Genomic DNA, 12,740 nt, shown 5'->3' with positions numbered 1-12,740 from the left:
GGCGACGTCCTCACGGCCGCACGCCGGGCCTCGCGGGCGGGGAGCATGTCCAGGCGGACCCGGCCGACCACGGTGGTCAGCCAGCCGCCCAGATCGCCGATCTCGCCGCCGCCCGAGCACGCTTCGCCTGGTCCTACCCCGAACACGACCGCCGCGCCGCCGCCGGCCCCGCCGCCGCCTGAGGGAGGCGGGCGGCGGGTGGCCGGGGCGACCGCCGCCATGGGGGGGCGGCGGTCGCGGTCGCGGCTTATGCCGCCGGTTCGATCCAGATGTTGCGGTAGCGGACCTTGTTGCCGTGGTCCTGGAGGCGGATGGCGCCGGTCGATGCTCCTTCGGGGGCGCCGCCGCCGGTCGGCCCGTCGATGGCGACGTCGTCGTGGACGACGCGGCCGTTCCAGGTCACGGTGACGCGGGCGTTCTCCGTCTTGTTCCCCGCGCTGTCGAAGCGGGCGGCGCGGAAGGTGATCTCGTACGTCTGCCAGGTCCCCGGCGGGGTGGCCGCGTTGTGGTCGGCGGCCTTCTTGGCGTAGATCGCGGCCGCCTCGTTGTCGGCGAGCTTCGCCACACCGTAGGAGTCCAGGATCTGGATCTCGTAGCGGTCCTGGAGGTAGACCCCGCTGTTGGCGCGGTCCTGGCCGGTCACGTCCGGGGGCAGCGACGGCAGGTTGAACTCGACGTGCAGCTTGAAGTCGCGGAAGCCCTGCTTGGTGCGGATGTCACCGCAACAGACCTCCATCGCCCCGTCGGAGAGGGGCCACTGCACGGGACGTCCGTCCGTGTGCTGCCACAGCGCCGTGTCCTTGCCGTCGAACAGCGTGATGCGCTCGCCGGTGGGATGGACGGTGATCAGATCCAGGTTGACGTGGCCTGAATCGTCGTCATCGACCCGGTAGGTGATGGTGTTCACGCCGCGGCGCAGGGGCAGCGACTGCGTTTCCGTGGCCCAGGTCTCCCAGTTGCCGGTGCTGGGCAGGGCGACCTGCTTGATCTTCTCGCCGTTCAGGTAGAGGCTCACCGTCTTGACGCCGGTGAAGGGGTTGGGCCCGTTGGAGTATCGCAGGCCCACGTCGTAGGTGCCCTTCGAGCCGACCTCGACCTCGAAGCGGGCCGCGGCGCCCTTCGTGCCGAACGCGTCCACGAAGCCGCCGCCCGAGTAGCCCGTGTGATCGGTGTTGAAGCCCGCGCCGCCGGTCAGCGTCGCCTCCTCCGCCTCGTACAGGGAGGCCGGCGGTTCCTTGCCCGGCAGTTCGTTGAGGGTGTACCACGCCTCGGTGCTCCACAGCGTCTCACCGTCCTGGGCGCTGAACGGACGGGGTGAGCGCACGTGCACGACCCGGTTGGACTTCAGGCCGTCGATGGCCAGGGTCACCTTCTTGCCGTCGCGGGACACGGTGGCCGAGCGCACCTTCAGCGTCTCCTCGGCGATCTTGGGGCCGCCGTAGCGGGGGGTGGCGGCGTAGTGCCACTGCTTGACCTGGTAACGGCCGGCCAGCTCCGTCGCCGTCTCCTGCGACAGCGGCTTGGTGTACTCCAGCTCGAATCCCCCCGGCTTGGCGCGCATCGCCAGGATGTCGAAGGTCCTGGTCCCGTTGGGGGTCAGCTTCTGCAGGCCGTACGTCAGCTTGCCCTCCTGGCCCCAGTTGCCGCCCGCGCCCAGGCCGCCCGCGTAGAGCGCGCCATCCGGGCCCACGCTGATCCGGTTGACACCGGCCTCAAGCCCCTGCGTCAGGCGGAAGACCGCGCCCTGGTACTGGCCCTTCACCTTCTCCAGATAGGCGCGCTGGACGCCGCCGTACGTCACGTCGCCGAACAGCATCTGCCCCGCGTACGGCCCCTTGTCCAGCAGGAGCGGAGTGCTGGGGGAGTTCGCGATCTCGTTCTGGGGCAGCCACAGCACCGGCTTGGTGACCGGGTTGGAGTCGAACGGCCCCGGCGGGGTCGTGTAGTGGTTGAAGAAGCGGTCCTGCTTGATCTGGACGAGCTTCGAGGCCGGCAGCCAGCCGCCCTGGTTGTCGGTCACGAAGATGTCGCCCGCGGGCCCCCAGCCGATGCCGTTGGGCGTGCGCAGTCCGCCGGCGATGTAGGAGACCTTCCCGGTCCTCTTGCTGACCTTGATCGTGACGCCGCGGTCCTTGGCGGGCTGCGGAACGGTGGTCGCGCCGCCCTGGTCGATGGCGACCGACAGATTGAGGTAGAAGTGGCCGTCCCGGTAGAGCAGGCCGAAGGCGAACTCGTGGAAGTTTCCGCCGAAGGGCCAGGTCGCGACCGTCCTGCGGGTCTCCATGACGCCGTCCCTGTCGCGGTCCCGCAGCTCGGTCAGCTCGTGTTTCTGGGAGACGTACAGGTTGCCGTCGACGTACTTGATGCCCATCGGCTCTTTCAGGCCCTCGGCCACCTTCTTCACCGTGACCTTGTCCGGGCCGGTGGCCCCGGTGACGCCGCTCAGGATGTAGACCTCGCCGGCCGTGTTGTCGCTGCCGCCCCAGGTGGCCACGGCCAGGCGCCCGCCGGGCAGCCAGTCCATCGCGCTGACTTGCGGCTCGAAGCCGGCCGGCCTGAGGTCGGTGAGCGTGTAGCCGGGGTGCACGGCGTTCAGGGGCAGGCCGTCGCCGGGGGAGTCGTTGACGCCTTCGCACTCCTTGCGGCCGGGCGCGGTCACGCGTACGACGCCGGCGTCGGTGCTGAGCACGGAGTTCGGCACGACGGCGAAGCCGGAGGCGCCCGGCGGCTGCCAGGCGAGGGTGATCTGCTGGCCGCCGTCGCGCTCGAAGTGCTCGATGCGCAGGGAGTGGTGGCCCTCGGTCAGGGTGACGGTGCCGTCCTTGGCGTCGGGCCCGTGCAGACCGTCGTGATCGATGACCAGTTCGCCGTCGATCAGCAGGCGCGAGCCGTCGTCGCTGGTCAGGCGGAAGGTGTGGGCGCCGGCCTGCTGGATGTCGATGTTGCCGATGACCTCGCTCACGAAGTGGTCGTCGTGGCCGCCGAAGTCCTCGGGGGAGGACCAGTCGATGGTGGGCATGAGCTTGTCGGCGTTCGGGGTCTGCCCCGGCTTGAGGGTGCAGATCTTCTCCAGCGGCACCTGCACGTCGTAGACCCGTAAGGTGACGCCGGGCTCCTGCGGCGGCAGGTCGACGGCGGCCAGGTCCTCCGCCTCGGCGGGGGTCATGAAAAGGCCGCCGGCGAGGGCCGAGGCGGCGAGCAGAGCGATCAGGCGTTTACGCGGTAAGCGGTGCGATCTTCCAACCATGGACCCTCCTGGTACCTCGCGCACCGGGAGGCGCCCTGACGCCGGGCATGGCTCGACCACGGCGTACGGGCTCGACCCGGCTACGGATGTCCGGCATGCGACAGGACCCGGGCGTCATGCGTGCTGCGGAGTGCATTGAGCGCTCGGGGCGCCTCGGCCTTTCGAAAGACAACCCTTTCTGTCCGGTACTGACCGACCTTGATCGAGACGATAAGCACTCTCGCGCGAAACGTCCATAGATTGACATCAACGGTCAGCGGGCCTATAGGTCTCGGCCACGTCTGAGCGCCGAATGCCGGCGCGGTGGCCGGGTGGCCACCGCGCCGGGCATCAGCGAGCGCCGGGTGAGGGCGCCGCCGACGCTGTCAATCCTGGTTGACGGCCTCCCTGATGAAGACGATGCCGTCGATCATGCCGAGGTGGGCCGGGTCCAGCGGGAAGTAGGCGTAGTCCTGCGAGATGCGCGGGCTCGGCCGGGTGACCGCTTCGGCCAGGCGGCGGGCGTCGATGAGGGAACGGTCCCAGGGGAGCGCGGACAGGACGCCCTCCACGGTGTCAGGGGGCGGGACGTCGGCGCCGACCGTGCCGAGGGCCGAGGCCAGGAAGGCGTACCGGTCGCCCAGGTACGCCGCGGTGATCGCGCCCGCGCTCCACCACTCCAGCCGGTGATCCCCGAACGACATGGAGCTGCTGTTCCGCTGCAGGTGGAGGTTGTGGGCGAAGACCAGGGCCGGGCCCTGCTCGGCGATGGCACGCAGGTTGGCGGCCATCATCGCGTCCCGCAGGGCCGACAGCCGGGTCCACCGCGACGGGGACGTGTCGGCCATCCAGTAGTGGTAGCGGAGCAGGCCGGTCGCGGTCCGCCCGTACAGCGCCGCCCGCTCCCTGTCCGCCGCGCTCAGCCCTGGCGCCTGCGTGTCGAGCAGCGCCACCAGGTCGTCGGCGATCAGCCGCAGCCGCTGGGCCTCGGGGGACCGGCCGATCGACTGGGACGGATCCATGGCCGTGGCCTCGTTCGACCACGGCTCGTCCGGGCCGAGCAGCGTGTCGAGGGTTTCCCGGGTGCAGGGGAGCGGGCCGTCGAGGAGGGCGTGGAGGGCGGTGAGCGCCTGGCGCGGGCTCGCGGCCCAATACTCCAGAGGTCCGTCGAACCCGAAGAACCGCAGCTTTTCGTCATGCTCCTCGTTGTACGCCCGCATCCAGCGCACGAGCTCGCGGTTGCCCGGCGAGGCGCCGAAGCCGTGGCTGAAGCCGCGTTCCATGACGTCGTCGAGCGTGCCCGCGCCCGTCGTGATGTAGTCGTCCACCACGAGACCCATGAGGCAGTCGCTCTCGATGGCGAACGACCGGTAGCCCTCGTGCTCGACCAGGTGCCGGAAGATCTCGTTGCGCAACTCGCCCAGCTCCCCCACGAAGTGCCTGGCCTCGCCCAGGCCGAGCAGCAGGGGCCGGGCGGGCAGCGACCGGAGGAACGCCGAGACGCCCGCGCCGTCGAGGGGACGGGCTGTGTCCTTGATGTCCATGCCTTCGACGGTATCGTTGAACTTTCGCTGTAAACTTTTCCGGCGAAACGCCCGCTCCTGCCCTGGTGAACCTTCAATCGTGGATGAGACCGGCGGGCCCCGGGCCCGTCAGAAGGCGGTGGGCGCGGGGCCGATGTCGCGCCACACGACGCCGCGGCGCTCGTGGGCGAACAGCTCCTCGACGGCCTGCGCCACCCGCGGCCCGATCTCCCGTTCCAGCAGGTAGAGGCCCACATCGAGGCCGGAGGTGACGCCGGCGCCGGTGACGAGGTCGCCGTCGTCCACGATCCGGGCGCGAACCGCGTGGACCCCGGTGGCGGCGAGCAGCTCGACGCCCAGGTGGTGCGTGGTGGCGTACCGGCCCTCCAGCAGGCCGGCCATGGCGAGGACGAGCGAGCCGCCGCACACCGTCGCGACGGTCACCTCCGGGCGCTCCATCGCCGACTTCAGCAGGGCGGGCAGCCCGGTGTTCAGGGTGCGGGCCAGGAGCACGGAGATGTACTCGTCCTGCTGCCCCGGCCGCGTCTCGCCGCCCGGCGCCTCGCCGGGCTCGCCGGCCCGGCCCGAGGCGCCGGGCACCACCACCAGGTCGGCCCGTTCCGGGTCCAGCGCGGCGGTGGCGCGCAGCGGCATGCCACCGGTGCCGCTCACCACCTCACGCGGCCCCTCGGCGCTCACCAGCTCCACGGTCAGCGCCCCGCCGGCGGCCATGCCTCCGGCATAGAGCACTTCGTACGGGGCGATGGCGTCGAGCGGATCGAAACCATCGAAGAGGACGACCTGGGCGTGCATGAAACGTCCTTCATGTAGGGAGTCGGCCGGTTGCGGCCCCTACCGTACGGGCGCTCCGCAGCGGCTCCCAGTGGCATGAGTGACAGGTTCCATCGGAAAGTCGCCAAACCCGCGAGGGGTCTTCCGGCGGCGAGTCGTCGCGCTTCCCGGCCGGGCGGGCGTAGGCGCCGGGTGCCTACTTGCTGTGCACGATCTGGATCAGGTTGCCGCAGGTGTCGTCCAGGACGGCCGTGGTGACCTGGCCCATCTCCAGCGGCTCCTGGGTGAAGCGGACCCCGAGCCCGCGCAGCCGGTCGAACTCCGCGCGCACGTCCTCCACGGCGAAGGAGGCGGCCGGGATGCCGTCCTGGACCAGTGCCTCCTTGTACGGCCTCACGGCGGGGTGGCGGTCGGGCTCCAGCAGCAGTTCGGTCCCGTCGGGGTCTTCCGGTGAGACCACGGTGAGCCAACGGTCCTCGCCCACAGGGACCTCGGTCTTCTTCACGAAACCGAGCACGTCGGTGTAGAAGCGCAGGGCCTTGTCCTGGTCATCGACGAAGACGCTGGTCAGGTGGATCCTCATGGGGTGCCTCCGGCGTATCGGGCTTGAGCCACCGTGTGATGATGAGCTCAAGGGGTTCGGTGTTCAGATCGTGGAACTTGTAGCGGCCCTCGCGCCGCGAACGGACCAGACCTGCGGATTCCAGTACCGCCAGGTGCTGGCTGATCGCCTGGCGGGACAGTCCGAGACCGTGCTTGGTCACCAGCCGCGTGCAAATCTCGAACAAGGTCTGGCCGTCCCGTTCCACCAGCTCATCGAGGATGCGCCGGCGGGTGGGGTCGGCCAGTGCCTTGAAGACATCCTCCGCCATGACCCTCACCATAGGCAAGTCCCCACTTGCCTATCAACCCGGAAGGCGGGAGGCTCAGGTGGTGGCGCGGCGGGCCCTGCGTGCGTCCCGGTTGACCCGCCACACATCCGCCACGGGACCCACGTGCCGGAGCTTGTCCGGATTGACCACCGTCCGGATCGTCTGGATGCGACCGTCGTAGACGTCGAGGGACAACGCGTTGATGACCTTCCCGTCCCGGTCCCGGAAGATGGCCCCGGGCTGTCCGTTCACCTCGCGAGCCTCGATCGTGCCGCCGATGGCGAGGAGCGCGGGAACCATGGCGCTGAACAGCCGGGCGACGTTGTCCACGCCGGCGATGACGCGCCCGAAGACCGGGGCCTTGCCGCCGCCGTCACCGACCGCCTGTACGTCGGCCGCCAGCACTTCGCGCAGCGCGGCGACGTCACCTTCTCGTATCGCGTCGAAGAAGCGCCCGGCGAGTTCCTCACGCTCCCGCCGGTCCGCCTCGAACCGGGGACGGCCCTCGTTCATGTGACGTCGAGCGCGCACCGCGAGCTGGCGGCACGCCGCCTCCGATCGTCCCACGGCGGCGGCGATCTCCGCGAACTCGAAGGCGAACACGTCGCGGAGCACGAACACCGCTCTTTCGAGCGGGCTCAGCCGCTCCAGCATCAACAGCGCCGTCATGGAGACCGAGTCGGCCAGTTCCGCCGACCGTTCCGGGTCATCGTAGGGGTCGTCGAGCAGCGGTTCAGGGAACCACTCCCCGATGTACGCCTCCCGCCGCACCCGTGCCGAGCGAAGCACGTCGATCGCGACCCGGGTCACGACCCGCGACAGATACGCCTGGACCGAGACCGGCTCCGTCTCGGAGTTCGCGTAACGCAGCCAGGTCTCCTGGACCGCGTCCTCGGCATCCTCCACGCTCCCGAGGATCCGGTACGCGATCGAGAACAGCAGCGGACGCACCTGCTCGAACTCGTGAGCCCGGGTCATGGCGCCGGCGTCCTTCCAACGCCGAGGGGGCCGGGCTGAGCCGCCGGCGTGACGTGATGGCCGTCGCGGACTCGGGCGGCGCGGCTGTCGTCCTTGAGCCAGGTGTACCCTCCGGGCCTGCGCGCCTCGGTCGTGAGATGGCGGAAACCGGCCTTGCAGGCGATCTCCTTCAGCGTCGCCCCCAGCCGGCCGCTGACGTAGTAGCTCGTCGCGATGTCGTCCCGGCGGGCGAACTGGAAAACGCCGGCCCGCCGCCCCAGGCTCAGGCACTGGCCGGCGAACCCGGAGTCGATGGGCTTCGGGACACTCCCGGCGATCCGGCTGAGCACCGTGTCGGCGGCCTGCGCGCCCAGGGAGAACGCGACCTGGCCGCTCATCCGCAGGGGCCGGCCGGAGGGCGACACCGCGTCACCGGCGCCCACGACACGGTCGTCATCGACGCTCGTGAGCGTCTCGTCGGTCAGCAGCCGCCCCGCCGCGTCCGTGGTCAGCCCGCTGTCGCGGGCCAGTCCGGGGACGGCGAAACCGGCCGTCCAGATGGTCACCTCGCTGGGCGACCGGCGGCCGTCGGCGAGTTCGACGGCATCGGCGGTCACGGCCACCACCTTGGACTCCGCGCCCTCCAGCACCGTGATGCCCAGCTTGGCCAGCCGCTTGGCGACCGCGCGCCGAGCCTTCGGGTGAAGGTATGGGCCGAGGACCCCGCCGCAGACCAGGGTCACGTTCCGTCCCCCCTCGGCGAGCTCGGCGGCCGTCTCGATGCCGGTCGGGCCACCACCGACCACGGCGATCGGCGCCGAGGCCGGAACGGCGTCGAGCACCGACCGCAGTCGCCGCGCCTCCTCCAGGCCCGCGATGGGGTGAGCGAACTCGGCGGCCCCGGGCACCACCGGCTCGGCGCCGGCACTGCCCACCGCGTAGATCAGGTAGTCGTAGCCGATGGTGCTCCCGGAGGACAGGAGCACGCTGCGGCCGGCGGCGTCGATCCGGACCACCGTGTCGACGACGAGGCGTACGCCCTCGCCCAGAACGTCGCCGTAGTCGGCGACCGCGTCGTGCGAACCGCCCACGAGCTGGTGCAGCCGGACGCGATCGACGAATACGGGACGTGAGTTGATCAATGTCACCACCACGTCCTCGCGCTGCCTGAGACGGTTCGCCGCCATGACGCCGGCGTATCCTCCGCCGATCACCACTACATCGGTCCGCATCGTCACCCTTTCGGTTCTGAAAGCCCGGCGGCGTTCTCCGCGCCGCCGTCTCCACAGAAGACGAGACATGCTGCCCGGCCGTGACATGCGGGCGGGAGCAGGCCGATCCGGCGTCGCGGACCGCGGCCCGGACGACCGCGCAGGGGCGGGCCCGGCCACTCCGGCCCCCGGCGAAGGACCCGGCGGCAGTGACGTGAATCACCGTCGGCGGCGCCTCATCGCTGTCACACCCCGCGGCCCGATTCCGTCTTGTGAGTAGGCAAGGTTAGGGGGCCTCACATGCGTTCGTTGTCGGCCAGGCGCCGCTCGTTTCAGTTCTCCCACTGGTCGTTCATGTTCGCGGAAATCGCCGTCTGGTCGTTCGCCGTTCTGGTGGTGACCGGGGCGGTGCTGATGCTGTTCTACGACCCCGGCATGTCGCAGGTGGTCTATGACGGCTCGTACGGCCCGCTGCGCGGACTCCTCGTCAGCAGGGCCTTCGACTCGACCATGCACCTGAGCCTGGAGGTGCGCGGCGGCCTGCTCATCCGCCAGGCCCACCACTGGGCGGCGCTCGTCTTCGTGGCGGCCGTCGTGCTGCAGTTGCTGCGGATGTTCCTCACCGGCGCGTTCCGCCGCCCGCGCACCGGGCAGTGGCTGATCTGGGTGACGCTGCTGGCGCTGGGCATGGCCGCGGGCGAGACCGGCAACGCCCTGCCCGACGACAGCCTGTCGGGCGGGAGCCTGTGGCTGATCATGTCGGTGGTGCAGTCCATCCCCGTGGTGGGAACCTGGGCGATGTCGCTGCTGTTCGGCCCGGACTTCCCCGGTGATCGGGTCATCCCGGTCATGTACGGCGGGCACCTGCTGATCGCGGCAGTCATGGCCGCGCTGCTCATCGCCCGTGAAATGCTGGTGCGGCGGCACGGCCACTCCCGGTTCATCGCCTCGCTGCCGGCGCGGCGGAGCGCACGCCCGATGATGGCGCTCGCGACGATCGGCATGCTGATCGTCCTCGGGTTCGGGTTCCAGATCGCCCCCATCTGGCTGTACGGCCCCGCCAAGCCGACGCAGATCTCGGCGGGCTCGGTTCCCGACTGGTACATGGGCTTCCTCGACGGCGCGCTCCGCATCATGCCCGGGTGGGAGCTCACCATCGCGGACTACACGCTCAGCCTCGCGGTCCTCGTCCCCACACTGGTGGTGCCCGGGGTCTTCTTCGCCGCCCTGGCCGCCTATCCGATGGCCGAACGCCTCCTCCTGGCGCGGCGTGACCGCCGCGACGCGCTGGGCCGGCCCAAGAGCACGAGCCGAATGACCCGCGAAACGCGCGCGCATGACGTGCTCGACCGGCCACGGGACACGCCGGTGAAGACGGCCATCGCGGTCGCCGGCATCACGTTCTACGGCCTGCTGTGGGCGGCCGCGGCCAACGACCAGATCGCCCACCACTTCCACCTCACCGTCGAGGCCGTGACGATCTTCTTCAGGTTCGCCGTGGTCATCGGCCCTGTCATCGCCTTCGTCCTCACCCGGCGGATCTGCCTCGCACTTCAGCAGGCCGATCGCCACGTCGCCGAGCACGGGGTCGAGACCGGGATCATCACCCGGTCCCCGGACGGCGGATTCCACGAACGGCTGGCGCCGGCGCGGCAGGAGCGCCGGGAGCCGGCGATCCCCTCAGGCAGATGACCGTGTGACAGGCCACGGGCCGGACCCCGTCCCCACGATCGCGTGGGGCTTCGGGTCCGTCCCTCCTGCGGTTCGGATCGGGGAGTTCCTCTGGCGAGGGCGAGCGAGCGCGGGGCGTGGGCGATCTCCCGCGGCAGGTTCGCTCACCTCGCCGGCTCGACCTCGGTGCCCCGCTCCCGGGCGGCGGCCACGAAGCCGGGCGGTGCGTCGGCGTCGGTGACCAGGAGGTTCACCTCGGACAGCGCACAGATCGGCGCCAGCCCGGTCCGGCCCAGTTTGGTGGACTCGGCCAGGACGATCCGGCGCCGCGAGGCGCCGATCATGCGCCGTTTGACCTCGGCCTCCAGCAGGTTCGCGCCGGTGACGCCGGACTCCAGATGCACACCGTGGCAGTCGAGGAACACCGTGTCGGCGTGGATGCGCTCCAGCATGGGCGCGCCCAGCGGGTCCACCAGCGAGTGCGTGCCCGGCCGGAGCGTTCCGCCGGTGACCAGCACGGAGAACCGGGGAATGGCCGGCTCCAGCTCGACCGCGACGCGCAGGCTGTTGGTGAAGATCACGACATCGGACAGGTCGCCGCGGGCCACCAGGGCGCGGGCCAGGAACGTGGTGGTGGCGCCGGTGTCGATGATGATGCTCTCGCCGTCGGTCACCAGCGCGGCGGCGTGCCGGGCCAGCCGGGTGTTCTCGATGGCGGAGTCGCCCGGCGCGACCTCGTACGACGGCGCCGCCGGCGGCGCGGCCTTGGCGTGGATCGCGCCGCCGCGGACCCGGCGGACCGCCCCCTGACGGTCGAGCAGTTCCAGGTCGCCGCGGATGGTCACGCTGGACACGCCGAAGATCTCGGCCAGGTCGGTGACCCGGACGAACTCGTGCTCCAGCACCAGCTCCACGATGCGGTCGCGGCGTACCGCGGCCGCGGCGTCGGGGGCGGGAGGCGGCGCCGGGGGCACCCGGTCCGTCATCGGCCCGCCTCGCCGCGTGTGATGCCGGCCGGCAGGTACGCCGCGTGAGCCCGCAGGAGGTCGTCGCACACCGCCTCGATGGCCGCCAGCGGGAGGGTCGCCGAGGTGTTGGGGTCGAGCATGGCCGCCTGGTACACCGCCGATCGTCGCTCCTCCAGGACCGCTGCCATGGTCAGCTCCACCACGTTCAGGAACGTCCGGTTCAGCGCCGCGAGCTGCACGGGCAGTGCGCCGACCGGCACCGGGTGGATGCCCGTGCCGTCCACCAGGGCCGGGACCTCCACACAGGCGCCGGCCGGCAGGTTGGCGATCAGCCCGTCGTTGGGCAGGGTGAGCTGAACCTCGCGCGGTGTGCCGGTGAGCATCGAATGGATCACCTCGGACGCCATCTCGAAGTGCTTCCACCGGGCCAGCACCGGCTCCCCGGCGGCCAGCGCGCCGCGCAGCCGCTCGTAGGCGTCGAGCTTGCGGGCCCGGCGCCGCAGGCCCTCGTTGAGCGGCGGGTCGAGCCGGAGCACCTCCTTCTCGTGCGGCAGGAACCAGGGCACGTACTCGGCGGCGTGCTCGCTGGACTCGGTGGGGAAGTAGCCGAACCGCCGGTAGATCTCGGCGCGGGCGTGCCCGCGCAGTTCCGGGTCGTCCGCCATCACCAGGTCGAGGTCTCCGTACAGTGACCGGCCGCCGCTTTCGAACCGGAGCACGAACGCCTGGTGGTTCAGCCCGGCGGTGAGGAAGTCGATGTCGCGGAGCTCCCGCCCGATCAGGTCGGCGAGCAGCGCGTGGGTGTCGCGGACCGAGTGGCACAGGCCGGCCACCCGGCGCAGCGGCGTGCCCGCGACCACGGCCGCGCACAGGGTGGCCATCGGGTCGGTGTAGTTCAGCAGCCAGGCCTGCGGGCACAGCCGCACCATGTCGCGGGCCAGGCCGAGCAGCACCGGGATGGCGCGCAGCCCGCGGAAGATGCCGCCGAGGCCGAGCGTGTCGCCGACGGTCTGCCGCACACCGTAGCGGCGGGGGATCTCGAAGTCGGCCAGCGACGCCTCGTAGCCGCCCACGTCGATCTGGCAGATCACGAAGTCGGCGCCGGCCAGCGCCGCCTCGCGGTCGGCGCCGGCCTCGACGACCGCGCCCGCGCCCGTCTCGGAGTCAAGGCGGCGGGCCAGCGTCTCGGCGGTGGCGAGGCGGCCCGGGTCGATGTCGTGCAGTGCCACCCGCAGGCTGCCGACGAGCTCGGGACTGGACATCAGGTCGGAGAGGATCTTACGGGTCAGTTCGACGTTCCCCGCTCCTACGAAGGCCACCTTTGCCATTCGAACCTCCTGGAAGCAGGAGCTTACCGCTTCGAAAGCCTCCATTCACCGGCATCCGCCGTCCTTCGCGCCGGGCCGGGCCGGGGCGGCCCGCCCCGGCCGGCCCGGGGGGCACAAGAGGCGGGCCGCCGCCCACATTCGAAGCGGGGCACCGCGCGTGCGAAGGTGGGGTCGCCCCCCAGCCACAACCCC

At 71.0% G+C, this 12,740-nt stretch carries 10 protein-coding genes; 1 reads left to right on the top strand and 9 read right to left on the bottom strand.

Annotated elements, in window-relative coordinates; all coding sequences use genetic code 11:
• Positions 1 to 247 precede the first annotated feature (247 nt).
• The 7 genes from HNP84_RS25045 to HNP84_RS25015 form a co-directional block, all read right to left on the bottom strand.
• The gene (locus HNP84_RS25045; protein ID WP_185052355.1) at positions 248 to 3,247 is read right to left on the bottom strand and encodes a 3-keto-alpha-glucoside-1,2-lyase-like domain-containing protein; all 3,000 of its coding nucleotides are present in this window, start codon (positions 3,245 to 3,247) and stop codon (positions 248 to 250) included.
• A 365-nt stretch (positions 3,248 to 3,612) separates the two neighbouring features.
• Positions 3,613 to 4,770 (bottom strand): erythromycin esterase family protein, encoded by a 1,158-nt coding sequence (locus HNP84_RS25040; RefSeq protein ID WP_185052354.1) that lies wholly within the window; start codon positions 4,768 to 4,770, stop codon positions 3,613 to 3,615.
• A 108-nt stretch (positions 4,771 to 4,878) separates the two neighbouring features.
• Positions 4,879 to 5,562, bottom strand: a complete 684-nt coding sequence (locus tag HNP84_RS25035; protein WP_185052353.1) for a DJ-1/PfpI family protein — start codon at positions 5,560 to 5,562, stop codon at positions 4,879 to 4,881.
• Between the two features lie 175 nt (positions 5,563 to 5,737).
• Positions 5,738 to 6,124, bottom strand: coding sequence for a VOC family protein (locus HNP84_RS25030; RefSeq protein WP_185052352.1), 387 nt, complete (start codon positions 6,122 to 6,124; stop codon positions 5,738 to 5,740).
• Complete coding sequence (locus tag HNP84_RS25025; RefSeq protein WP_185052351.1) at positions 6,090 to 6,413, bottom strand: ArsR/SmtB family transcription factor; 324 nt, start codon at positions 6,411 to 6,413, stop codon at positions 6,090 to 6,092. Before HNP84_RS25025 ends, HNP84_RS25030 begins: the two co-directional genes overlap by 35 nt.
• A gap of 54 nt (positions 6,414 to 6,467) precedes the next feature.
• Positions 6,468 to 7,391, bottom strand: coding sequence for an RNA polymerase sigma-70 factor (locus tag HNP84_RS25020; RefSeq protein ID WP_185052350.1), 924 nt, complete (start codon positions 7,389 to 7,391; stop codon positions 6,468 to 6,470).
• A complete protein-coding gene (locus tag HNP84_RS25015; RefSeq protein ID WP_221336717.1) occupies positions 7,388 to 8,602 on the bottom strand; it encodes an NAD(P)/FAD-dependent oxidoreductase in 1,215 nt (404 codons plus the stop codon). Before HNP84_RS25015 ends, HNP84_RS25020 begins: the two co-directional genes overlap by 4 nt.
• A gap of 279 nt (positions 8,603 to 8,881) precedes the next feature.
• On the opposite strand from HNP84_RS25015, the gene HNP84_RS25010 reads away from it, so the two are divergent.
• On the top strand, positions 8,882 to 10,273 hold the full coding sequence (locus HNP84_RS25010) for a cytochrome b (RefSeq protein WP_185052348.1): 1,392 nt from the start codon (positions 8,882 to 8,884) through the stop codon (positions 10,271 to 10,273).
• Positions 10,274 to 10,416: 143 nt separating this feature from the next.
• Here HNP84_RS25010 and HNP84_RS25005 read toward each other — a convergent pair whose 3' ends face one another.
• Positions 10,417 to 11,238 carry a DeoR/GlpR family DNA-binding transcription regulator gene (locus tag HNP84_RS25005; RefSeq protein WP_185052347.1) on the bottom strand — a complete coding sequence of 274 codons (822 nt, stop codon included), beginning with the start codon at positions 11,236 to 11,238 and terminating at the stop codon, positions 10,417 to 10,419.
• Complete coding sequence (locus tag HNP84_RS25000; RefSeq protein ID WP_185052346.1) at positions 11,235 to 12,548, bottom strand: family 4 glycosyl hydrolase; 1,314 nt, start codon at positions 12,546 to 12,548, stop codon at positions 11,235 to 11,237. The genes HNP84_RS25005 and HNP84_RS25000 overlap by 4 nt, the downstream gene beginning before the upstream one ends.
• Between the last annotated feature and the right edge of the window lie 192 nt (positions 12,549 to 12,740).

Source organism: Thermocatellispora tengchongensis (assembly GCF_014202315.1).
Lineage (GTDB): Bacteria > Actinomycetota > Actinomycetes > Streptosporangiales > Streptosporangiaceae > Thermocatellispora > Thermocatellispora tengchongensis.
Note: the sequence above shows the minus strand (reverse complement) of the source record. Positions and strands in the feature narration are given on the sequence as shown.